At 46.1% G+C, this 22,855-nt stretch carries 17 protein-coding genes; 9 read left to right on the top strand and 8 right to left on the bottom strand.

Features of this window, described 5'->3' with window-relative positions:
- Positions 1-240 precede the first annotated feature (240 nt).
- The 6 genes from LFX25_RS08990 (at position 241) to LFX25_RS08965 (ending at position 5,197) form a co-directional block, all read left to right on the top strand.
- Complete coding sequence (locus tag LFX25_RS08990) at positions 241-588, top strand: LIC14007 family protein (RefSeq protein ID WP_238729942.1); 348 nt, start codon at positions 241-243, stop codon at positions 586-588.
- Positions 589-707: 119 nt separating this feature from the next.
- Positions 708-1,178, top strand: coding sequence for an FKBP-type peptidyl-prolyl cis-trans isomerase (locus LFX25_RS08985; protein ID WP_238729941.1), 471 nt, complete (start codon positions 708-710; stop codon positions 1,176-1,178).
- A gap of 20 nt (positions 1,179-1,198) precedes the next feature.
- Positions 1,199-3,196, top strand: coding sequence for an ATP-dependent helicase (locus LFX25_RS08980; RefSeq protein ID WP_238729940.1), 1,998 nt, complete (start codon positions 1,199-1,201; stop codon positions 3,194-3,196).
- A 2-nt stretch (positions 3,197-3,198) separates the two neighbouring features.
- Complete coding sequence (locus tag LFX25_RS08975; RefSeq protein WP_238729939.1) at positions 3,199-3,951, top strand: M48 metallopeptidase family protein; 753 nt, start codon at positions 3,199-3,201, stop codon at positions 3,949-3,951.
- Between the two features lie 49 nt (positions 3,952-4,000).
- A complete protein-coding gene (locus tag LFX25_RS08970) occupies positions 4,001-4,198 on the top strand; it encodes a hypothetical protein (RefSeq protein ID WP_020772826.1) in 198 nt (65 codons plus the stop codon).
- Between the two features lie 81 nt (positions 4,199-4,279).
- Positions 4,280-5,197, top strand: a complete 918-nt coding sequence (locus LFX25_RS08965) for a ketopantoate reductase family protein (protein ID WP_238729938.1) — start codon at positions 4,280-4,282, stop codon at positions 5,195-5,197.
- A gap of 3 nt (positions 5,198-5,200) precedes the next feature.
- Here LFX25_RS08965 and LFX25_RS08960 read toward each other — a convergent pair whose 3' ends face one another.
- The 8 genes from LFX25_RS08960 to LFX25_RS08925 all read right to left on the bottom strand — a co-directional run bounded on the left by LFX25_RS08960 (position 5,201) and on the right by LFX25_RS08925 (position 19,386).
- A complete protein-coding gene (locus LFX25_RS08960) occupies positions 5,201-6,394 on the bottom strand; it encodes a VWA containing CoxE family protein (protein WP_238729937.1) in 1,194 nt (397 codons plus the stop codon).
- 1 nt (position 6,395) lies between these two features.
- On the bottom strand, positions 6,396-7,193 hold the full coding sequence (locus LFX25_RS08955; RefSeq protein WP_238729936.1) for an AAA family ATPase: 798 nt from the start codon (positions 7,191-7,193) through the stop codon (positions 6,396-6,398).
- Positions 7,194-7,253: 60 nt separating this feature from the next.
- Positions 7,254-9,317: a penicillin-binding protein 1C gene (gene pbpC, locus LFX25_RS08950; RefSeq protein WP_238731561.1), complete on the bottom strand. Its 2,064-nt coding sequence runs from the start codon at positions 9,315-9,317 to the stop codon at positions 7,254-7,256.
- A gap of 495 nt (positions 9,318-9,812) precedes the next feature.
- Positions 9,813-15,470 carry an alpha-2-macroglobulin family protein gene (locus LFX25_RS08945; protein ID WP_406600524.1) on the bottom strand — a complete coding sequence of 1,886 codons (5,658 nt, stop codon included), beginning with the start codon at positions 15,468-15,470 and terminating at the stop codon, positions 9,813-9,815.
- Positions 15,471-15,818: 348 nt separating this feature from the next.
- Positions 15,819-17,153, bottom strand: coding sequence for a TldD/PmbA family protein (locus LFX25_RS08940; protein WP_238729935.1), 1,335 nt, complete (start codon positions 17,151-17,153; stop codon positions 15,819-15,821).
- The gene (locus LFX25_RS08935; protein WP_238729934.1) at positions 17,150-18,535 is read right to left on the bottom strand and encodes a TldD/PmbA family protein; all 1,386 of its coding nucleotides are present in this window, start codon (positions 18,533-18,535) and stop codon (positions 17,150-17,152) included. Before LFX25_RS08935 ends, LFX25_RS08940 begins: the two co-directional genes overlap by 4 nt.
- Before the next feature lie 46 nt (positions 18,536-18,581).
- Positions 18,582-18,959 carry an LIC11742 family lipoprotein gene (locus tag LFX25_RS08930; protein WP_238729933.1) on the bottom strand — a complete coding sequence of 126 codons (378 nt, stop codon included), beginning with the start codon at positions 18,957-18,959 and terminating at the stop codon, positions 18,582-18,584.
- 37 nt (positions 18,960-18,996) lie between these two features.
- Positions 18,997-19,386, bottom strand: coding sequence for an HIT family protein (locus LFX25_RS08925; protein WP_238729932.1), 390 nt, complete (start codon positions 19,384-19,386; stop codon positions 18,997-18,999).
- A gap of 190 nt (positions 19,387-19,576) precedes the next feature.
- Between LFX25_RS08925 and LFX25_RS08920 the strand changes: the two genes are divergently transcribed.
- From LFX25_RS08920 to argC, 3 genes are all read left to right on the top strand, one after another.
- Complete coding sequence (locus tag LFX25_RS08920) at positions 19,577-20,401, top strand: hypothetical protein (RefSeq protein WP_238729931.1); 825 nt, start codon at positions 19,577-19,579, stop codon at positions 20,399-20,401.
- Positions 20,402-20,620: 219 nt separating this feature from the next.
- Positions 20,621-21,721 (top strand): recombinase RecA, encoded by a 1,101-nt coding sequence (recA, locus tag LFX25_RS08915; RefSeq protein WP_238729930.1) that lies wholly within the window; start codon positions 20,621-20,623, stop codon positions 21,719-21,721.
- Between the two features lie 114 nt (positions 21,722-21,835).
- The gene (argC, locus tag LFX25_RS08910) at positions 21,836-22,852 is read left to right on the top strand and encodes an N-acetyl-gamma-glutamyl-phosphate reductase (protein ID WP_238729929.1); all 1,017 of its coding nucleotides are present in this window, start codon (positions 21,836-21,838) and stop codon (positions 22,850-22,852) included.
- The last annotated feature ends 3 nt before the right edge of the window (positions 22,853-22,855 follow it).

The following is a 22,855-nucleotide window of genomic DNA, read 5'->3' as shown; positions in this document are numbered from 1 at the left end:
AAAAGAATTTATTGTTGAAATTGTTCCAGAAAAAATGTATTAGTCATAAATTATTCATTCTTTAGTGAAGATTCGGGCACTTTGCGTCAAAGAATGAGACCGGAATGTCAGTCTCCTAAATCTTTCTTCCGGGTCACTTTCAATGCCAGCTCGGTTTGCTGGGATAGAATCCGAATCCATTTTGAATCGTTCGATAGGATTTGGATTCATCCCGGAATTTTAGCTTTTGGGATAAGGAAGATGAAGATCTATTCAGGTATTATCGGTTCCGCAAAATTGGATCAACCGCCGATGTTCGTCACGAAGAACGGACTAAAAAAAAGAATGCCGATCCAAGAACCTCAAAAAGTTTTAGAGACGTCCCTCGCGTACAGTTTGGAGAAAAACGTATTACTCATTTCTTATAATTTGCTTTTAGATCATACCGGAGATACCAAACTTGCCGAGAGCAGTTATCTTCAATTCTCCGCGCGGTTTCATGAAACGTTCACGCAGGAATCTTGGTTCTTTTTATCCAATCGGATCGAAACTTTCCTCCGGGAATACGAACAAGCAAAGCTCGATTTTCACTACGATTCCAAATTCTAAATTAAAATTCTGATTGAGTTAAACCGCGCTGAATTTACGCTGAAATGTACCTAGATTCCGGTATTTTTCCCGAACCGATTCCTGCCAGAATTTTGAATTTATCCTATTTGGAGTTATCCATGAAAACTAGAGTGATTACTTTCCATTACACCCTTCATGATACGGAAGGCAACCTGATCGATTCTTCCGAAGGCAAATCGCCTCTTTCGTATCTGGAAGGCGTCGGACATATCATTTCCGGTCTGGAAGAAGAGATGAAAAAGATGTCTACCGGAGAAAAGAAAAAGATCAACGTCTCCGCAGAGAAAGCATACGGTCTCAAAGACCCCGACCTTATTTTTGACGTTCCTAGAACCCAGTTTCCTCCCAACGAGGATCTCCAAGTGGGAATGATGTTTCAAACCGACGAACCCGACAAAGTATTTACGATCACCGAACTTCAGGAAGAATCCGTCATCGTAGACGGCAATCATCCCCTTGCGGGAATCAACTTGGTTTTCGACGTGGAACTTACCGGAATCCGCGAAGCGACCGAAGAAGAAATTTCACACGGACACGTTCATGGAGAAGGTGGTCACCACCATCACTGAGAGACGATTCCGATTCACCGATGTCCTGGAAGGAAGAATTAAATCCTGCTCAATTGGAAGCGGTCCTTACCCAGGATGGACCGGTGCTTGTGTTGGCAGGCGCCGGTACCGGTAAAACCAAAACCATCGTCAGCCGACTCGCCCGGCTGATCTCTTCGGGAATCCCCGCCTCTTCCATTCTTCTATTGACCTTTACCCGCAAAGCTGCCCGTGAAATGATCCTTCGCGCTTCTTCGTTGGGAGACGCACGTTGTGCGGACGTTCAAGGCGGGACGTTTCATTCGTTTTGCAGCGGTGTTTTGAGAAGATTCGCGCCCGTTCTGGATATTTCCTCGGGGTTTACCATTCTGGACGAAGCGGATTCTTTGGATGTGTTTCAATTTTTAAGAAACGAGAAGGATTTCGGAAAAACGAAAACTCGCTTCCCCTCGAATGAAACGTTAGTCTCGATTCATAGCGAAATTCAAAATACAGGCCGGTCTCTGCAATCCATATTAGAAAAAGATTATCCGATTTTTACCCAAAGAATCGAGGACGTCGCGCAGATTTTCGAAGATTATAAAACATACAAAAAAGAACGTTCGCTCTTGGATTACGACGACCTGCTCTACTTCACGAGAGATCTTCTCGCCAATCATCCCGGTGTTCGCGCCGCTCTTTCCGAAAAATACAGATTCGTCATGGTCGATGAGTTTCAAGACACGAACAAAATCCAAGCGCATATCGCCTGTTTGCTTGCATCCGAACATTCCAATTTGATGGTGGTCGGAGACGACGCGCAGTGCATCTATACCTTTCGCGGCGCATCCGTTCGAGGCATTTTAGATTTTCCGAAAATATTTCCGAACACAAAAACGATCTTTCTGGAAAAGAATTACAGAAGCACCCCCGCAATTCTCAATCTTGCCAATTCCGTTTTGGAAAATTTCGCCGAAAAATACGATAAATATCTTTTCACGGAAAACGAAAACGGACCGAAACCCTCCGTTCTTCAATTTACGGACGAGCTGGAAGAGGCGGAAGGAATCGCGGACATTCTCCTGCAAAAAAAAGAGGAAGGGATTCCTTTTAAACGAATGTGTGTTCTTTTTCGAGCCAGTTGGAATTCAAGCCAACTCGAACTCGTATTAGCAAAACGAAATATTCCTTTCGTGAAATTCGGCGGAAGAAAATTCATCGAAACGGCTCATATCAAGGATCTTCTTTCCTTTTTGAAACTGTTGGTCAATCCGTTGGACTCGGTCTCCTGGATTCGGGTTTTAAAACTGATTCCGGGCATAGGTAACGCAAGATCCAATGAGATCCTGGAAAAGATTCGAAAAACATCCGGTTCCTTCGAAGTTCTTTCGGAAGATAATAGTTCCGCGATCGCGAAATATCTTTCCCCTTTGTATCATCTTTATCAGAAGCACAAGGAAACGAATTCTGAAGTCAAGAAGGTCGCAGCCGATTTTATCGACTTCTATCGTGTTCTTTTGGAAAAGAACTACGATGATTCGAAACGAAGATCGGAGGATCTGGACGCCGTCCTCGGTTTTTCTCTTAAGTACGATTCGTTGAGTGATTTTTTGTCCGACTTAACGATGGATCACGCCTCTTTGAGTTTGGATAAAATCAAACCGGACAATGCGGAATCGGATCTGCTCAATCTTTCCACGGTTCATTCCGCGAAAGGACTCGAATTCGATCTTGTTTTCGTCTTGAATTCGACCGAAGGAGTTTTTCCTTCGAGTAAAAACAATGATACCGAAGAAGAACGGAGACTTTTTTATGTGGCGATTACCCGCGCACGAAAAGAACTCTATCTGACCAGACCTTCTTTGGCTCAATCCAGATCCGGTCCGTATTACACCAAACTTTCCCGCTTTCTGAACGAAATTCCATCTCCCGAAAAAGTGTATGATCTGAAACTGATGCAGGGAAAATCCGCAGCGAAGAATTCTCCCGCGATTCCTTCTTCTTCCGTTGTAAAAGAGAACGATTCTTTTTCCAGAATTCAGGATTACTTCGGAAGTTAAAGATGGTTTTCGCATTCGAAACGCGCGGACGAACCAACGAAGAATCTTCGGTCTTAGAACTTCTTCGTAAAAAGACTTTACATTTTTTGCAAGTTCCCGGCGGGAAGATCTTGGAGGGAAAACGAATCGCCGTAAAATTTTTTCCCTATGCGAACCTGGGAAGTTCGATCCGAATTTCTTCCGGAAAATTAGAGTTCAAAATTCATTCTTCCTATTTGAGCGCGGACTCGGAGGATCTGGAAGCGGTCGTCGATTTATTACTGTACAAACTACTCAAACAATCGATCCCGCAAGAATTGGACGAACGCATTCGGCGATTCTACGAAACACAATCCGAAACGAAACGGCAAAAGAATAAAAATCGAAAACGAATCGAACGATCGTCGATTGCGAACGAAGGGTTGCGGGAAATTATGGATCGCCTCAATGATACCTATTTGCGAATCGATTTGAACGATCTGGAAATCTTTTGGAGCAAATCCGTTTCAAAAACAAGACTCGGACATTTCGATCCGGCGCATAGGATGATCGTAATCAATCCGATTCTCTCCCGAGAAATCGTTCCAACTTTCGTATTGGAATACATCGTCTTTCACGAACTTCTCCATGTCGTTTTTCCGGTTATCCGCAAAAACGGAAAAAACGTGATTCACGGAAAGGACTTTAAAACGTTCGAAAGAAAATTTCCGGATTACAAGCGAGCGAACGCGTGGCTAAAATCCAAATTCTATCAAAACATGATTTTACGTACTTGAATTCTTTTCGTTTTCCTGTTTTCTTAGATTCTAAAAAAAGAGGTAAACGATGCATCCGAAAGTTTTTGAAACCCTTTACATCCGTAAGAATTATGTGGACGAAGAACTGCGGAATCACTTAAAAGAAATGCAAAGTTTAAATTACCGCTCTCTCGGTGAATACGATCGCGGGGTGTATGACGGATATGTGCAAGCGATCACGGAAATTTTAAAAAAGATCGAACGGAAATTTTCTCAAGCGGGATAAGAATCCGTCAGAAAAATAGGACAGATTCTTGCAGCTAAACCTTTTTTATGAAATGAAATTCTGTTTTGGGGCAGGCCGTAAGTGGATCGAATTTTAGTCTTAGGCGCCGGAGCCATTGCCGGTTTATATGCGGGAAAACTCGCACAAACGGGTTGTAAGATCGATTTCTGGGTGAGGAGCAATGCTTCCCTTTTGCAAGAAAAGGGTTTTACGGTTCAAAGTATTCCTTGGGGGAATTTCACGTTTAAACCGAATCGTGTTTTAGAAAAAATTTCACCCGGCGATCTTGAACAATACGATCTGATCATCAATTGTTTGAAGTGTTTACCGGAGATTCGACTGGAAACGATCTTAGGAAAAACGATTCCGGAACATCTTCCGATTCTGCTTTTGCAAAACGGGATCGGCATCGAAGAGCCGGTCGAAGTTCTTTATCCGAACAATGAAATTCTCAGCGGATTAGCCTTTGTCTGTGCGAATCGTTTGGAAGAGGGAAACGTTCTTCATCTCGATTACGGGGAATTGGTGATCGGTTCCTGGAATCGAAATTCTTCTTTTACGACGAAAACGATCGCCGAACGTTTTTCCAAGGTAGGTGTTCCGGCTAACGCGACGGAAACGATCCGCCAGGCTCGTTGGAAAAAATTGATGTGGAACGCTCCTTTCAATCCGATTAGCGTTCTTTCCGGCGGCAAAAACACATCCGAAATTCTTGCACAGTCTTTCGGCCGAAAACTCGTCGTCGAAATCATGAAAGAAGTACAGAAACTTTCCGAAGTAGACGGAGCAACCGTTCCGATGGAACAGATCTCGACATTCATTCAAATGACGGAAGCGATGAAACCTTATAAAACGAGCATGCTTCTGGATTTCGAAGCGGGAAGACCGATGGAACTGGAGGCGATCCTTGGCAACGCGATCCGCATCGGTGAAAAATACGGATTAGAAATTCCTCATATTCATACGCTCTATTCGCTTTTGAAACTCAAGAGCGTTTAGGGTTTACAGCGCATTCAACAACTTCTTGATTCCCTTTTCCAAGCCGTCCAGGGAAAGAAAATACATCGGTATCTGTTTTCCGATTTCATGAATGGTGGGAGCGTCCCAATATTTCATCGGTTCCGGGTTGAGCCAGATGGAATCGCGGAAATGTCTTCGAATTCTTTTTAAGGAATCCAAACCCGATTCCGGATTTTCGGGAAGCCGAAAGTCCGTTCGAAAACGGCTGTGATAGTATCCGTACGTGGAATCCAACAATTCATACGGAGCCATATACGCGTCTCCGATAAGAATCAGCTTCGTATCGTCGCTGTGTTTTTTGAAAATTCTCTGAAGGGAAATCGGGGTTCTCATGTTCGCTTTCGGATACACCGCGTCGTAAATGATGTTGTGAAAGTAATAGTAGTGAAATTCTTTGAAGTGATTGATCTGATGACTCGCTGAAAAGAGTTTGTTGACGCGTTCCGCGTGAGAAGTCATACTCCCTCCCGTATCCATCAGAAGCAGAACCTTAAGTCCGTTTTTGCGAGAACGCTCGAATTCGATCTGAATATCCCCCGCGTTTCTACAGGTGGAATCGATCGTTTTCGGAAGATGGAATTCGGAAACCCCTTCCTTTCGTAAATTGCGAAGTTTTTTAAGCGCGGTTTTGATCTGACGCACGTCCAACTGTTCGTCGGTTCTATATTCTTTATAACGTCTTTCTAATGCTTGAAACACCGCGGAACGGTTCCCCGCTTCTCCTCCGACGCGAACGCCTTCCGGATTTTTTCCTCCGTGACCGAACGGAGACGATCCTCCTGTTCCGACCCATTTGCTTCCTCCGTGATGCTCCCCTTTTTGTTCTTCGAGTCTTTTTTTGAGTTCGTCCAAAAGCCGATCGGGAGGAATCAAGGAAGGAGGAAGTTTATTCGGATTATCGAAAATTCGATTGAGCCATTCCAAAAGCTCCTCTTTGAATTCGGGCTTGAGAGCGCCTTTTTCCCCGAAGATTTCCGAGAACACGAGATCGAACGCGTCGAAGTATTTGATATCCTTTACCATACAGGCTCTGGAAAAACGGTATAACTCGTTCAGGTCGATCCATGCTTTTTGATGCGTGGTGTAATGATCCACGACTTTCAAAAAGTCCAGAAATTCTCCCGTAGTTACCGGAACTCCTTCGCTTTTTAGTCTGTAAAAGAAAGGGATAAACATCTCAGTTCCTGAATAACCTCAGATCCTCCTCGTTTTTAATCAATGCGCCTAGGAAAGGAATTCTCACTTCTTCCTTGAGGACCGCTCCTTGATGCACCAAAATCTGAATCCAATCCAGAAGTTCGCTGGTTCCCGGTTTTTTCTTGAGATCGTCCATTCTCCGTATCAGATAAAACATTTCCAAAGCCTTGATGAGAAGCGTATGACCCACACCCGGATAATGCGAAAGAATGATCCTTTTCATAAACTCTGGATCGGGAAATTCTATATAATGAAAAATGCATCTTCTTAAAAAAGCGGCCGGCAATTCCTTTTCGTTGTTGGACGTGATTATGGTAAGAGGTCTGTGTTTTGCTTGGATTCGTTTTGAAATTTCGGGAATAAAAAATTCCATACGATCGAGTTCCAAAAGAAGATCGTTCGGAAATTCGATGTCCGCTTTGTCGATCTCGTCGATGAGTACGATCGATTTTTGATCGAGCGCAAAGGCTTCTCCGAGAGCGCCGAGCCGAATGTAGTTCTCGATATTTTTTACTTTTGCGGAATCTTCCGAAAATCGGGAATCGTTCAGACGCGAAACCGCATCGTAAAAATACAATCCTTCCTTCGCTTGTGTAATGGATTTGATATGCCAGGTGTATAACGGAAGCTTTCTCTGATCCGCCAGGTATTCCGCTAAGAGAGATTTTCCGGTTCCGGGTTCGCCTTTTAAAAGCAAAGGACGGGAAGTGACTTCGGCGAGAAGAATCGCCTCTTCCAAGGCCGGAGATAAAAGATACGTTTCTGTCGATGGTTTCATGAGAAGTCTCTGATTGATTCTAACGCGGAGGTCGTCCGCGGCAAGAGAAAAACCTATACTCTATCTGACTTCAAAAACCACGCTATCGATGATTTTTCCGTTTCGATCTTGGATCGAAAGAATGTGAAACCCGCGTTCCGGTTTCCAAAAAACGTCCTTGTTCTGCGCTTCCGAAATCTTTCTACCGTCCAAGATCCAAACCGATCCGCTTGGAAAAGCCGATGCCGAGAAATGAAGCTTTTGTCTTTCATCGGGTATATCGGGATCGATCGCGTAGATCGTTTGGTTTCCCGGAACGAGAATTTTAGAGATCGAAGAGGACTCCGTTATCGGACGAACGGGAGAATTCTCCATCGCCTCATAGGCCGGGCGGATTCCTTGCGAATCCCTTTCCTGCAAAAGATTCATCACCGCGTTCCAGATCGGAGCCGCCCCGGTAACGCCGCTCACGTCCCACATCGGACTTCCGTCCATGTTTCCGACCCAAACTCCCACCGTGTATTTTTTGGAATAACCCACACACCAGTTATCTCTCATATCCTGAGAGGTTCCGGTTTTGACCGCAGCGAAAAATCGCGTACTGAGATGGTTGTTTAAACCGAAGGACAAGGAACGGTATTCTCGATTGGAAAGAATTTCGGATAACGTATCCGCCGCGTTTTGCGAATACACTCTCGTCCAAACATTTCCTTCCTGTCCGTTTTCCTGTAACGCTTGTTTGGCGTGCGAAGGAAAAAATGTTGGTTCGGAACGTAACCCCCCGTTGGCGAGGGTTCGATACGCATTCGTCAATTCGAATAGGGTTACGTCGGCGCTTCCCAGCGCGAGAGAAGAACCGTAAAAGTCTGCGCGTTTGAGTCCGCTAAATCCGAGATCCTGCAATCGTTGAACGAAACCTCCAACGCTTACAAGATCCAAAACGTGAATCGCGGGAATATTCAACGAAGATGCCAAGGCATACTTTGCAGGAACGTTTCCGTGATATACATCGCTGTAATTGGAAGGTCTGTAAATTCCAGTAACCGCGTTCCATTCCGTCGGACTGTCTTCCAAGATCGAATTCGGTTTCAATACTTCCTTTTCGAATGCGAGCGCGTATAAAAAAGGCTTTAGCGTCGAACCCGCTTGCCGTTTCGATGCGAGCGCGTCCACATAAAAGGAAGAACTTTCGGGTAAGTTGCCTACATAGGCCAACACTGCGCCGGATGAATTGTCTAAAACCAGAATTCCCGTTTCGGCTACATTCTGTTTTTTTAATCCGTCCAGAACGTTTTTTGCAAGTTCCGTAATCTTCCATTGGAGATCAAAATCCAACGTCGTTTTGACCTTTCCGTTCTCGGAAGATACATTCGATTCTTCTCGAAAGATTCGTTGCGCGGCGTGATACGCGATCCCACCCGTGGAAGGAAGTCCGGTGATTTTTCCGGTTGCCGTCTTAGCAACGCTTTCCAAGGAAAGACAGAGTTCTTCTTTACCGATTTTTTTGGCGAGAACACAACTTCGTTTTGTCAAGAGTGAAGAATTCACGCCCGGAAACGGAAGCATCGCAACTAAGAGGATCGATTCCGTGTCGCTTAATGCGGAAGGCTCTTTCTGGAAAAGCCCTCGGCTTGCCGCTCGCAATCCTCTGAGTTCTCCCCGAAATTGAGAAAGGTTCAAATAAGCCGTAAGAATCTCCGTCTTGGTCCAGGTTGTCTCGATTGCCCGAGCGAGATTCATCTGTTCCCATTTGTCATAGAGACTTCGACGACCCGGTTTGGTACCGAGAAAAATTCCCGAAAGCTGCATCGTAAGAGTGCTTGCGCCTCGTTTTGAATTTCCGAGAATTCGATCCTTGAGCGCACCCAAGACAGCGAGCGAATCAACGCCCGTATGTTCAAAGAAACGTTTGTCTTCCTGTAAGAATAACGCCATCAAAAGCGTTTCGGGAATTTCCCCTTCTTCCGTCCAGGCGAGCTTTCGTTCTTGCACGTTCCATCGAATCGTTTGCAAAAATCGTCCGTGAATGTCCACGATCGTTCCATCCGAAGTGTGATACTGATTTCGAACCTCGCGATACGAAGGTACCTCCTTCGCGGACAACCCATTCCAAAAGAAGAATATAGCGATGAATAAAACGAAGATTGTTCGTCTCCCGAAGATCTTCCGAAAAACGACAGGAGAATTTTTCTGCAAGTAATTACGGTGTTTTGTCGTAATTCCGACAAACTTCCGTAAAAGAACGAGCGCCCCACCCACGTTCGGGTGGAGGGGTGAGGTGGTGGGAAGACTCTGCAAATTTTCGTCTATCATAAAATCATAATTCTTGCAAGTGAAATCTTCGCTCTCTGTCGGAACTCTTACGAAATCTGCACCTCATCCACCTTCATTCAAAAATTCCGGTCCGGCGAGAATAGGAACGGCCTTTCGGAAGAAGGAAAAACGGAAGACGTGTGACGCTGCGTTCGATAACAACGCGGTATGACGCACCCAAATTCTAAAAATGACTCCCTATAAGTTTCGTTTTCAAAAGCTCGAAACGGGGACCAGACTGCCCTCTAAGGTTTACTCCAAGGGAGAACCTGTCCCCACAGATCTCTTTTATCTTCGATTCTCTCCGCTTCCGTAATAATATTCGATCTACTCCTTCGTCACCGTTTGATCCGGATTCGGAACTTCGGCAAACTGATCGGGCAAATACATCGCTTCCACTCGACTCGGAGGAAGAATAAACTTACCCGAATGATTGATTCTATAGACATACTCAAGAGTCACCGAACCGCCCGGCAAGTATTCAAAGTATGCGGTATATCCCTCCCATTTGCGTTCCACAAACGTAGGCGAAGACCACCAGTTGTCGTCCTTTGCAAGAGCAGCACCCGTTACGGAATCGTTTCCAAGACCGGAGCCCAGAATGCTCGCCCCCGCGGGAATCGGATCTTTGACGGCGACCCAAGAAAGGGCCGCTTCGTTCTGAATTTTCAAACGGACACGAACCAAATCCCCTTCTTTGAACGAAGACTTTCTGCTGCCGGACTCATCCAAAATTTCCTTTTCCAGTCTCATGCCGCTTTCGAGTTTTTCCTTAAGAGGAAGCGCGGCTTTAGTATGAATCACAGCATACGGTTTTCCCGAACCGTTCTGAACGAACTCGAGATTTTGTGTGCTTCTCGGCATAGGAATCGAAAGCGTTGGAGGATCTTTTTTATTCTTCCATTCCATAGTGTTCTTGCTGTTTTCCAAAGTGATCGTCGTATTCCCTTCTACGCTGTCCTTTTCAAACTGCTTGGAATATGCCTGAAACGCGAGAATACCGAGCGTGTTCGCGGGAGTTATATCCCAGTGGCCTTTCGATTGTCTTGCGATCGCACCGCGGATCAATCGCGGAAGATCCTCTTTCCAAGCCGCGTCCTTCACTACGGAAAGAATCGTTCGCATCACGGTGGAATCGTTCGAGGACAAGAGCCACCAAAGACCGGACTCGTCCACGAAGTTATACGAAGTTCCTTGGATTCTAAAACGGGACTTCAAAAGAACGTCTAACGCGGAAATTTGGGATTTATATCCGGTCGATCTAGAATAGATATTTCTTAAGCTGACCAAAATATCGGAAGGTAGAATTTTCGGATCGGTCTGAACCGAACGAATCACGTCGTCTCCTATTGTTTGATACCGTGAAACCGCATCGAGTACGATGATCTTTCTCAAGAGAAAGTCCGTATTCGAGATATACCCGTTTCGATAAATCAATCCCTTCGTGTAACGATTGAGCGCTTCCAAAAGAGTATCTCGGATTTGATCCGGAATTTTATAACCCGATTCCGACGCGAGAATCAATACGTAACTCGTGAGGATCTCGCTTCCATACCAGGACATGGGAAAGAATTTCAACAATCCGTCCCCGTCCAAGTACGCGGAGAGTTGATCCATGATCTGATCCCATTCTTTTTGAGAACCCGCCGAAACCGCTTTGGAAAGTTTTTGTTCCAAGCAGGAATACGGATAACGGCTCATGTATTCTCTCGAAGTCAAGATCGCTCCTCCGGTCAGAGAGGATTTTAAACTGATCTCCAGTTCTCCGCTTCCCTCGATCGCTTCCTGGTTTTCCTGAATCGGAACGCTTAAGGTTCCGTCTTCCAAACGGCGGAATGTGGATTGTAAAACACGGACCGGAACCGATTCTCCGACTTTCTGACGGAATCGAACCGAATCCGTAAACGATCCCCCGACTTCTTTCGTTTGAAATTCATAGACGATCTCTTCTTTTTTGCTCGGAATCGAAAGATTCCAAAGAACGTTCGAAGACTCGCCCGCTTTCAATTGAATATTCTTCGTTTCTAATTTAAGATCCGGTGATGTTTTGGAACTGATTTCCAATTGAATCGTTCTTTCGGTCGTGTTTTTCAGAGAAAGACCGCTTTGAACGTTGTCCTTTTCCCTTGCAAACGGAGCGATGGAAGGATAAACAAGAACGTCCCGAGTCGTTTGAATCTGTGTCGAAGCGGAACCGAACTTATCCTTACCAGAATGTACGATCGCAACGATTTTGAAAGAGGTCAAAGAATCGTTTAGAGGAACTTCCACTTCCAGAAGTCCGTTTTCGTTGGGTTTTAAATCCGATTTCCAATACAGAAGAGTGTCGAATAATTCCCGGGTGGTCGCTCCGCCCCCGCCGCCGCCCGGCGGTAAACTTTTTAATCCGAAGTGCCTGCGTCCCACGACTTGAAGCTGCGCCGTCGACGTTTCTACCGAGTTTCCCCGTTCGCGCATCATCGCGCGCAGCAGATCCCAGGTATCGTTCGGTTTTAATTCCAAAAGCCCCTGATCGACTGCGGCTAACGTGATTCTTGCGTCCTTCTTCACTTGTGCGGAAGGATGATCGATCTGAATTTTCACCTTCGCCTTTTGTCTGGTCCCGTACGTGGTCTTATCGGTTTCAACACGAACCGGAACCTCATACGGTTTCCAACCGACTCGAATCTGAGCCAACCCCAATCGGAAGGAAGGTTTTGCTAAATCGACGAGAGCGGTTTCTTTGGGACTATCCACTCTTCCTCGGACCGCCAAAACGGAAACGAATACGTTCGGAGCAAACGAACTCTCCACCGGAATTTCGATGACCGGATCTTTTCCGCTCAGAGTTTTGATAAACGAATTGAGAATTCCTTCGCGTTCCACGGTAACGAGTGCCGTCGCTTCCCGGAACGGCATTCTCACTTGAAATTTCGCGCGTTCACCGGTTTGATATTCTTTCTTTTCGGGAAGAAGATCCATACGATCGTGATCGCTCGCGGCAAACCAAACGTCGTCCTTACCCGTAATCCAAACGGAAGAATTGGCCTTTACGTCTTCCCCGCTCAAAGACGCTTCGAAATACACTTCTCCCGTCGCTTTGACCGGACCGCTGCAAAACAAAAGTCCTTTCGAATTCGTTTTACCCGAACAGAATTCTCCGAGTTCGTTGATTGTATATTTGTGCTCGTAACTGTAAAATCCGCCCACAAGACGTTTCCGATTCGAATAATACTTCTTCGTATAAGCGATTACGGACGCCTTCTTTCCTTCGACGGGCATTCCTTTCAGATCCAATACCGCAACCTTAAACTTAACAGCGTCCTGAACCGCGGCCCATCCTTCCGGAGCGATTCCGATATGATACTCGGACGGATAAATCGGAAAGGAACGGAACGCGCTTTGAATCTCTCCGTTGGGGTCTCTATATTCGAGTTCTGCTTCGAGCCTTTGTGTCGTATCCGATTCTGGAATCGACTTTACGCTCGTTTCAAAAAATCCTTTCGAGTCGAGAGTCAGTTCCGTTTTGTTAAAACCGACGGAAGAATTCTCCGTAGTTTCCTCCGAATCGGATTTTTGATCCACCTTACCGTTGCTAAACGAAAAGTCGGAATAATCCGGAAAGTAAACTCCCCCTCCGGGCATCACTCTGGTTCGCAATAAGACAGGAATTTTTCCGGCGCCTCCGCCGGAAAGATAACGAACGCTTCCCGCGAGTCCGATCTTGGAAGGTCCGATGTTCGAACCGGAAGTCTGAAAGTCGGCCTTCATCAATGGAACGCGGAATTCTTCGACTCGAAATTCTCCCACGTCGACTTGTCCGCGATCCTTACCCGCAAATTCGCTTAACAAAATGCGGTAAACGCCCAGGTTGGCTTCTTTCGGAATTTTAAACTGAAGCGAACTAGTCCCTTCCGGAGTCCACTTTAGAGAAATGGAATATTCCTTTTCGCTACCGGAATGAACGATCTTCGCAAAGCCCGGATATTCGATTTGTCCGGGAATATCGAAACCGAAGGAACGTTTCCCTCGAGAAACGAGTTTCATCGAAACGGTTTCTCCTGCGCGGAATAAAGTACGGTCCAAAATGGGATGAAACACTACGTCGCCGTTTCCATAATCGCCGGGAAGGTTAAATCTCCAGTTTTCGATTCCGTTTTGCCAACGAGTATGCGTGAACGTAAAATCGTCTTCGTACACCGCGGTTAAGAAAAGTCCGTTCTCATACGCTCTCCAAGAACAATACGGAACGTTCTTGCGGTTCGGGATTCCTTTGATGAGCAAGGTTCCCGAAGGTCCGGTCTTTCCTACGAAAATCTTTTCGTTTTTGCAATTGAAGATCTGAATATCCGCGTTCGGAACGGGTTTTGCATCGTTGAGTTTCGTCACCCACGCAAGGGAGGATTCCTTTCCCCATTTAAAATGCAAAGAAAGATTTGTGACCAAAGCCGCAGTGCGGACGTAAAACGGTTGATTGTTTGCTAATAAAGCGTTTCCTAATATATCGGACTTCATTTCGATCACGTGAAATCCGGTTTTTTTCAGAGGAATTCCCACGACCTCGAAACGGCGGCTTCCGTTTTTGGACTGAAGTTTGATTTCGTTCGTAGGCGCGGAATTTTTGGAAGAATCAAAGATCGAATAACGATGTTCCAAATGTTCGATCGTTTTCAGATACTGAACGATCTCCGCGATCTGAGTGGAATCCAGAATCATTTCTCTTCCGGTGAATTGTTTGGAAGAATTCGGATCCTGCTTTTCGTCCTTACCGGTCGCCCAGTTCAAAAGATCCTTTCCCTTATCCTTCAATTTATCGAATTGTTCTTTGATCTTATCCTGCGTATCGGGACTGGTCTTGACCTGATATAAGCGAACCGGATTCTCCGCTTCCAGATTTCGGATCGTTACGGGAAGAATCGCTTCGGGAAACCGTTCCAAGATTCCGAACGTGGAAGCGAACTTCAACAAAGGAGGATAATCGTCCGTGGAAACGCTCAAAGGGAACGAGGATTGATTAGCAAGCGCTCGGCCTGCGTCGTCCTTTACTCCGGAGGGAAGAAGGATCTGGAACTTCGCCTTGGGCGCGAGAGGAGCCGGGAAACTAACACCGTAATCGTAATTCCCGTTTTCCGAGGAAAACTTGGCGGGAATCGTTTTCCCGTCGCTCGTTTGCAGCTGAATCTTTTTTAAAACCTCGACGGAAACGGGAGAATTGAAGTTTAACGTCAACGGTAAAGTTGGAATACAAGCGGCCTTTGCGTTGACCCGGTCGCAATTAAACTCAGCCCGGAAAGGCTGTCTAACGTTGAACTCCACCTTTCTTGTGGAACTTCTCGGAACGCCGGATTTGGATTTCAATCCTTGTTCCAAAATAAGATAAACTTTTTTTCCGCTCGGAAATTTCTGATCGGGTTTGATGAGAATGGTCTTTTCCGTTTTCCCTTCCCGATAATTCGCTTTTAAGATTTCCTTTTCTTGGGAAGAACTTACTTTACTGAATCCGATTTTATCCTTGATCCCTTCGGTGACAAAGTAGAGATGATCGCTCGCGGAGGAAAGATCCGCTTCGGAATCCAGATCCAAGATAAAGATCTGATCCTCGTCGATGACGCCCCCTTCATAAGGAGAGGACGAATCCAATTCGGGTCCGCCGGTATGAAACGAAAAACGTTCTCCTTCATTCAGAGAATTCCCCGCAACGGATTTCACTTTTTTGGTTTCAAAAACGCACTCTACTCCGCCGGGAAGAAGTTCGGGAAATTCGAGAACCCAGTTTTTATCGTCCACCCAACGTTCGGTTCCCTTGATCGGGCAACGAATTTCGAAAGGATACAAAGAGAATTTAGGATTTCCCAAAGGGATCATCGATTCGGAAAAACGGGCGCGAATCTGAGAAGGTTTTTTGACTTCTCCCGTGGGACCGAATTCGATCCGTACTTGTGCGTCAAGATTTGCAGCAGCGAAGATAAAAAACGCAACGCAGAAAATAAATTGTTTACTTAAAATTTTTCCAAAGGATCGCAAATGATTTCTCCGAATCAGCACTATGATTCGGAAAGAAAACCTTATGATAGAAACTTACGCAAGCAAAAATGAATTTCGGTCCATCGCCGTTCTAAAACTCGATTGCCCCCCAGGAAAGTCGGCAAATTGCTCGCTACGGATTGTGAAGTCAGGCACCCATCGAGAATCGATCGTCGAAAAGTCACCGAAACATTTCCAAGAGCGTGCAGAAGAGCCGATCGAGTTTCTCGTTGCTTCTTTACAATGCGTCAATGAGCGTTACTAAAATACAACTCAGACACTCGTCTATAAAAAGCAACATCGAAGATGGAATCGAAATCCGACTCCATCTTAACCCGCAATACTCGCTTCCCGAATCAAAACATCCGGAATCTTGATGGACGAATAGGAATCGTTGTACTCGTTTGAAATCCCTTCGATTCGAAAAAGAAGATCGAAGAAGTTTAGATTCATCGTTATGCTATCCACCGGATGAACCGGCTTTCCGTTTTTGTAATAGATCCCCTGCACTCCGATCGAAATCTCTCCCGAAACCGCGCTACAACCGGAACCGCCTTCTAACTTTAACACATAGATACATTCCGGATACGCGGAGAGCAATTCTTCCAGCGTTTTATCCCCTTTCGGTACAACGTAATTGTTAAACGAAGTACCGACTCTACCGCCGTACGAACGCACCGCGTTTCCCGTAGGAGCGACACCCGCCTTCTTTGCGGATTCCAAATTGTAGAGATACGTCCGAAGAACTCCGTTTTCGATCACGCAATTTTTCCGGGTCAAAACACCTTCCGCGTCGAGAAGTCTGGAACCGGGATAATCGGAAATATGCGGATCGCAAAACACATTCCAATTTTGTGATGCGATTTGTGTCCCCACTTTTCTGTCCAAACGGGACAGACCTTTTTGTACGCTGTCCGCGGAAAACGGAGAGGAAAACATTCCGAAAATCTGGGGACTGATCCGATTGGAAAATACGATCGGGTACGATCCGCTTTTGACCGGTTTTGCGCCGAGCAATGCCATGGAACGTTCCGCAGCGGTGGATACGATCAATTCCGGTTGAATCCGATCCAAATCCAGACCCGAACGGGTATAGCCGCCCATTTTTTTGGTCTTTCCATCGGTTGCGACTAACGCAACTCCCGCGGAAACCAGATTGGATTTTTCGCTATAAAAAAGTCCATTCGAATTCGCTAATATAAATCGGCTCCAGGTTTTTCCTGCATACGAATACGGAACGTTTTCGATCTTATCCCCGACCGACCATGCCAGATCGTCCAGTTTTTCTCCCGTGGATTTCAACCATTCAAACCCGAGAGATTCCAAGGATTCTTCGTAAGAACGGATCTTGATGTCGGGTAACGTCGATTGTCCGGGAAGATCGATGTCCAAGGGATCGGAGATCTTTGCCTGCGAAACCGCGTCTTCCACCATCTGTGTCAGCGCTTCTTCCGATAATTTTTCGCTGTAGGAATAACCGGGTTTTCCGTTTTGAATCAAACGGATTCCCATTCCTCTGGAATTGGAAAGTTCGGTGTTGCTGACTCGTTTTCGGAAGAGCTCGATTCCCACGTCTTTGGATTCGGAACCGACGAGATCGTATTGATCGAGTCCCTTCTTTTTACAAACGTCTAACACGAATTCGACGGATTGGTCCAGATTCATGAACGGCCTCCCACGAGAATCTCGTCCACTTTCAGGGAAGGTTGTCCGACCGTTACGGGAACGGAACCGGAAGCGGCTCCGCACATCCCCGCAGCGAGCTCCAGATCGTTTCCCACCATGCTGATCTTAGGAAGAATTTCATCTCCCTTTCCGATGAGAGTCGCACCGCGAACCGGCTCGGCGATTTTTCCGTTTCGGATCACATATCCTTCTTCCACGGAGAAGTTGAATTCTCCCGTGGAAGGATTTACGGAACCGCCTCCCATCTTTTTGGCGAAAAGACCGTATTCGACTCCGGCCAACATCGAATCGAAAGAATCCGTTCCGGCGGCGATGTACGTATTTCTCATCCGAGAAACGGGCGCGTACATATAACTTTCTCTTCTTGCGCTTCCGGTTCTGGGAACGCCGACTTCCTGTGCGCCGACTCGATCGGATAAATAATTTTTTAAAATTCCGTTTTCGATGAGGACGGTTTTCTGAGGCGCGGAACCTTCGTCGTCCACGGTAATGCTTCCCCAAGAATCCGGAATCGTTCCGTCGTCGATCGCTGTCAGACAGGATTGTCCGATTCTCTCGCCGAGTTTATCCACGAACGGAGAAGACTTCTTGCGGATCGCTTCGGTTTCCAACGGATGTCCGCAGGCTTCGTGAAAGATCACTCCTCCGAAACCGTTGCCCATAACGACCGGCATTTTTTTTCCTTGTATATAACCGGCGGATAACATGAGTAAGGCGCGCTCTGCCGCCGTGGTCGAAAGTTGTTCCACGGGTAAGTTGTTGAAAAATTCGAATCCCTTTCTCGCTCCCGGATTCTCCGAAGCCACAAAACGTTCTCCTTCTTTTTCCGCGGCTACGTTGATGCTGAATCTGCTTCGAACGCGAAGGTCTTCCAGCGCCAAACCTTCCGAGTTGTAGATTCCGATTCTGGAAACGGAATCGCTCGCGGACGCGCTGACTTGAACGATACTCGAGGAAAGTCCTCTTGCGGTTCGATCGGCTTTATAAAGAATTTCTAATTTTTCATCGGGTGCGATTTTACGCGGATCTTTGATCGCTGCCGGAAACGAAAGAGGTTTTAGATCCCCACGCAACACAAGCGCCCGCCCTGCGCTTTTCGCCGCCCCTCTCGAATCGGCGAGAAGGTCTATCAGAGAAATCAAATGTTCCTCTTCCTCGTTATTGGTATGTGCGTAGAGAACGTCGGTTCCGTAGATCAGCCGGATTCCGATTCCGTAATCGATTCCGGCAAAACTCTGTTCTATTTTTTGATCTCTTAAACTTACGGAAGAAGATCTTGTCTCTTCCTCGAATATTTCCACGAAATCCGCTTTTCTGGAAAGTCCCGCTTCCAATATCAGTTGGGCTTTGTTTGTCTGCATTCTATCCTTTTAGACTCCGAAGGTCCTTCGGAGTCCGTGTTACACGTTACGGCTTTTTGATTTTTTCTCGATATTTGATCGCGTGCGCGGTCGCCCGCCACTTAACACGGTTCCAAATAATAAACAAAATGCTTGTCTGTTCGATCTCGAAACGATAGTTGATGATCTCGTCTCCACCAAGCGCTTTGGACTTATCGAGCAGTTCTTTGTAACCGGTTTCTCCCGTCAGCCAAAATATAAACCAGGCGGTATAAACACCTTCGGTTTCGACCGTTCCCAAAATCTGAAAATCCTCCGAGTTCAGCACATATTGCGTAAAGTTTGTGCTCATACCGGGAACCCTCACATCTCGATAGATGCAACCGCTCAAAAACAAGGAAACGAGCGCCAGAAGCAGAACGTTTCTCCAATTCAAAACTTTCATAGCCATTCTCCCATTATAAAAATTTGAAAGCGAAGCATTATAAATCTCGAATATAATTTTGCTCTGGTAATTTTCCCTGAAGTGCAAGACGGATATAATCCACGCCTTTGAGTTCGTCGCTGTAACGAGGAATTAAATGAAAGTGCATGTGAGGCACCATCTCCGAAACCGTTACCGTGTACACTTTAACGGGAGAATGGTTTTTGTAGATCCAGGCCGTCGCGAACTCAAGCGCATTACCGAAATCGGAATACGCAGGCGAATTCCAATCCTGATACGAGGTCCAATGCGAAACCGGTTCTATGTAAAGATATCCTTGGAGTCGTTTTTCTTCTTCGGAATGACGTACGCGAAATTCACCGAACCGACCGAGAATTTCGGAATCGTTCGCGGATTGATGGAATTTGCAGAGAGGACAGTCTTGCATCTTCGGACCCTGTATTCGTTTTATGCTGCCTTATCCCAAAACTGAGACAAATTTTTGAGCCTCGATTTTTGGAATTCGATCCGATCGAGGTTTTGAAACATCCTGTAATTATTTCAAAGATTCCCGTCTTGTATAGGAGAAAATCTTCTTTTCAGACCGGAAGCCCTGTTTAAGATTGAGCCGCCACCGCATGAAACGAACGTTTTTGATCCTTCTTCTTTTCCTTTGGAATCCCATTTTCATACATGCGGAAACCTCCGATCTCGAACACAGATTGGTCGTGTTAAAACGTTTCTTAGGTGATCCGGCTTCGGTGGAAAAATCCTGGCTGATCGAATCCCTTCCGGCTTGGAAAAAAGAGGAAGAATCCAGACTGGAAACGTATTTGAAAAAAATTCTTTCCTCTTCTCTGGAGAATTCTTCGCAAGCGTCCAAGGAAGCTCTCAAAGCGGAACTTAGAAAGGTTCCGAATCTTGGAGGAATCCGGGTTCGAAATCAAAAATCGACTCTGTTTCATTTGGTGCGCTTCGGAACCGAATTTCCGAATCTTTCCCAGATTCGCAGTTTTCAAATCAAAGATTCTTACGTGGATTATTACGTCGGAAGACAAGGCGGAACTTCTTCCGTCGAATTTTCGAAAACGGGACTGGCCTGCGCGTTTTATTATTTTTCCGAAGACGAAACCCTTCTCTATTCGCAAGAATCTTCCGAATGGAAAATTCCAGCCGAAACTTCATTCGGAGAACTGAATTCTTTTTTCAAAGCTCAAAACCAAAAATGCCAAGGCTGCGAAAAGATCCGCCTGGCGGACGGCACGTTATTCTTCTTTCCATCACAAAACTCGATCCCTTTTTGGCTTCGATGGACTTTGGGATTTCTTCTTGTGATCGGAGCGTTTGCTGTCACGATTTTCTTTTTCAGAAGCTTTCTGCTACGAAACAAGGAAACTCTTCGCAGAGCCGTTCAGGCGCAGAAGACCCTGGACCAAGAAAAAAAATCGATCCTTTCCCAATAATACTCAAAAATTTGCTATACAAATACTTACGTATAAATTAGATTTGCTTCCAGAAAACCGGGTGACATAAACCCAAGTTTTCAAAAAAAATCAAAACAGGTTCGTTTTTTAAGTCCAAAGATCTTATTTTTGTCCGGACTGGGATCTATACTGAAAAAAGTTAGCCGTTGATGCGACGCGGCGCCGCTGCCAAGAACCGAAAGGAAGGAGGCAGAAACAATGGGAGAAGGCATTATGAAAAAAAGCAAAGAAGAAGCACAGAACGTAGACGATTCCAAGAAGTTGGCGATCGAACAAGCGATGAGCCAAATTGAAAAACAATTTGGAAAAGGCGCGATCATGAAATTAGGATCGGACGCTGCAAAACAAACCGTTCAAGTGATCCCTTCCGGTTCCTTGGATTTGGACATCGCTCTGGGCATCGGAGGTTATCCGATCGGCAGAATCGTGGAAATCTACGGACCTGAATCTTCCGGAAAAACCACCCTTACTCTCTCGGCGATTGCGGAAGCGCAAAAACGGGGTGGGGTCGCGGCGTTTATCGACGCGGAACACGCGTTAGATCCTTCTTACGCTAAAAAACTAGGCGTAAACATCGACGAACTCTTAGTTTCCCAACCCGACAACGGGGAGGAAGCTCTTGAAATCTGCGAATCCCTCGTTCGAAGCAACGCAATCGATTTGATCGTGATCGACTCGGTGGCTGCTCTTGTTCCGAAGGCGGAAATTGAAGGGGATATGGGAGATTCTCACATGGGTTTGCAAGCAAGACTCATGTCCCAAGCGCTTCGGAAATTGACCGGAACCATCGCAAAATCCAAAACCGTGGTGATCTTCATCAACCAGATCCGAATGAAAATCGGTGTGATGTTCGGTTCTCCGGAAACGACCACAGGCGGAAACGCCCTCAAATTCTATTGCTCGGTTCGTCTGGACATCCGTAAGATAGAAACGATCAAGGAAAAAGAGGAATCCGTCGGAAACCGAGTTCGTGTCAAAGTTGTCAAAAACAAGTGCGCGCCGCCGTTTAAACAGGCGGAATTTGACATAATCTTCAATGCGGGGATCAGCCGCGAAGGTTCTCTGGTTGACCTCGGGGTAAAACATGATATTATCAGTAAAGCAGGAGCCTGGTATTCTTATAATACGGAAAAGATCGGGCAAGGAAAAGAGGCAGCAAAAGAATACCTCAAGAATAACCCTGATGTCGCTTTTACCATCGAAAACATGGTAAGAGATCTGAACAGTCTGCCTTTGTTGGCGCAGGACAAAAAACCGCGTGCGAACAAAGAGGAAAAATTAGAGCAGGCTGCTGGCTAACACAACTGGCTTTCTTTTTAGGAACCCTTGACCGCCGGATGAGAAATCGTCCGGCGTTTTTTTTAGTTACAGCATTCTCCCCGAATTAAAATCTTTCTTAAGACAGAGAGGTTTATGGCAGAGATCAGCATTTTAGGAGCGGGCGGTTTAACCGGTAAGGAACTACTTTCTCTACTTTCCCATCAATCGACACACGAGGTCGTGCATATCACGAGCGATAAACTCGCAGGTAAAACTCTTGCAGAAGTGTTTCCCGAAATTCCGTTTCCCAAAAATCTCACGTTCCGCAAACACGAGGACACGGTTCCTTCCCAGTCTCTGGTCGTCCTAGCCGTTCCCAATGAAGTTTCCGTAGAATCCGCCCCGAAGTTTTTGGACGCAGGTCATAAGGTCATCGATCTTTCCGGAGTTTATAGACTTCACGATCAGGAAATATTAGAAAAGGCTTATAAATTAAAACACACAAAATTCTCGTACGTGGATAAGGCCGTCTTCGGAATTCCGGAAATCTTCCGGGACAAACTGAAAAACGCCGACTTCGTTTCCAATCCGGGATGTTTTTCCACCTCGGTGATCCTTCCCGTATTTTTGTTAAACGAACTCAGAAGAAATCTCAAACCAAGGATCGTTGCCGATTCCAAGTCCGGTGTTTCCGGAGCGGGCGGGAGAACGGAAGACGCAGGGTTTTCTTACACGGGCGTATACGAAAACTTTCGCGCGTATAAGGTTCTTTCCCACCAACACGAACCGGAAATCCAGGAATACATCTATGCAAACTCGGGGCTTCCCGCACCCGAAATCATCTTTACGCCGCATTTACTTCCCGTTTACAGGGGAATTCTTTCCACGATCGTTTTGGAATTGGATGGCGAACCGAGCGTGGACCCGATGACGGCGATTCAAAATTCTTCCGCAAACGAACCGTTTATTCGGATTCTGAAAACCCCGGAAGAAATCGAACTCAAAAAAATCCAGCACACAAACTTCCTGGACATTTCCGTTCGAAGAAGAGGAAACACGTTAGTCGTCGTTTCCGCTCTGGACAATCTCGTAAAGGGCGCGGCGGGACAAGCCCTGCAAAACATCAATCTCATGACCGGAACCAAAGAAACTCTGGGACTTCTCCCCTAAATC

The sequence above is a fragment of the Leptospira sanjuanensis genome (genome assembly GCF_022267325.1).
Lineage (GTDB): Bacteria > Spirochaetota > Leptospiria > Leptospirales > Leptospiraceae > Leptospira > Leptospira sanjuanensis.
Note: the sequence above shows the minus strand (reverse complement) of the source record. Positions and strands in the feature narration are given on the sequence as shown.

Excerpts from the sequence above, each read along its gene's own strand:
- recA (WP_238729930.1), top strand. The coding sequence starts at position 20,621 with ATGGGAGAAGGCATTATGAAAAAAAGCAAAGAAGAAGCACAGAACGTA.
- argC (WP_238729929.1), top strand. The coding sequence starts at position 21,836 with ATGGCAGAGATCAGCATTTTAGGAGCGGGCGGTTTAACCGGTAAGGAA.
- LFX25_RS08960 (WP_238729937.1), bottom strand. The coding sequence starts at position 6,394 with ATGTTTATCCCTTTCTTTTACAGACTAAAAAGCGAAGGAGTTCCGGTA.
- LFX25_RS08980 (WP_238729940.1), top strand. The coding sequence starts at position 1,199 with ATGTCCTGGAAGGAAGAATTAAATCCTGCTCAATTGGAAGCGGTCCTT.
- LFX25_RS08975 (WP_238729939.1), top strand. The coding sequence starts at position 3,199 with ATGGTTTTCGCATTCGAAACGCGCGGACGAACCAACGAAGAATCTTCG.
- LFX25_RS08970 (WP_020772826.1), top strand. The coding sequence starts at position 4,001 with ATGCATCCGAAAGTTTTTGAAACCCTTTACATCCGTAAGAATTATGTG.
- LFX25_RS08920 (WP_238729931.1), top strand. The coding sequence starts at position 19,577 with ATGAAACGAACGTTTTTGATCCTTCTTCTTTTCCTTTGGAATCCCATT.
- LFX25_RS08990 (WP_238729942.1), top strand. The coding sequence starts at position 241 with ATGAAGATCTATTCAGGTATTATCGGTTCCGCAAAATTGGATCAACCG.
- LFX25_RS08925 (WP_238729932.1), bottom strand. The coding sequence starts at position 19,386 with ATGCAAGACTGTCCTCTCTGCAAATTCCATCAATCCGCGAACGATTCC.
- LFX25_RS08930 (WP_238729933.1), bottom strand. The coding sequence starts at position 18,959 with ATGAAAGTTTTGAATTGGAGAAACGTTCTGCTTCTGGCGCTCGTTTCC.
- LFX25_RS08955 (WP_238729936.1), bottom strand. The coding sequence starts at position 7,193 with ATGAAACCATCGACAGAAACGTATCTTTTATCTCCGGCCTTGGAAGAG.
- LFX25_RS08935 (WP_238729934.1), bottom strand. The coding sequence starts at position 18,535 with ATGCAGACAAACAAAGCCCAACTGATATTGGAAGCGGGACTTTCCAGA.
- LFX25_RS08985 (WP_238729941.1), top strand. The coding sequence starts at position 708 with ATGAAAACTAGAGTGATTACTTTCCATTACACCCTTCATGATACGGAA.
- LFX25_RS08940 (WP_238729935.1), bottom strand. The coding sequence starts at position 17,153 with ATGAATCTGGACCAATCCGTCGAATTCGTGTTAGACGTTTGTAAAAAG.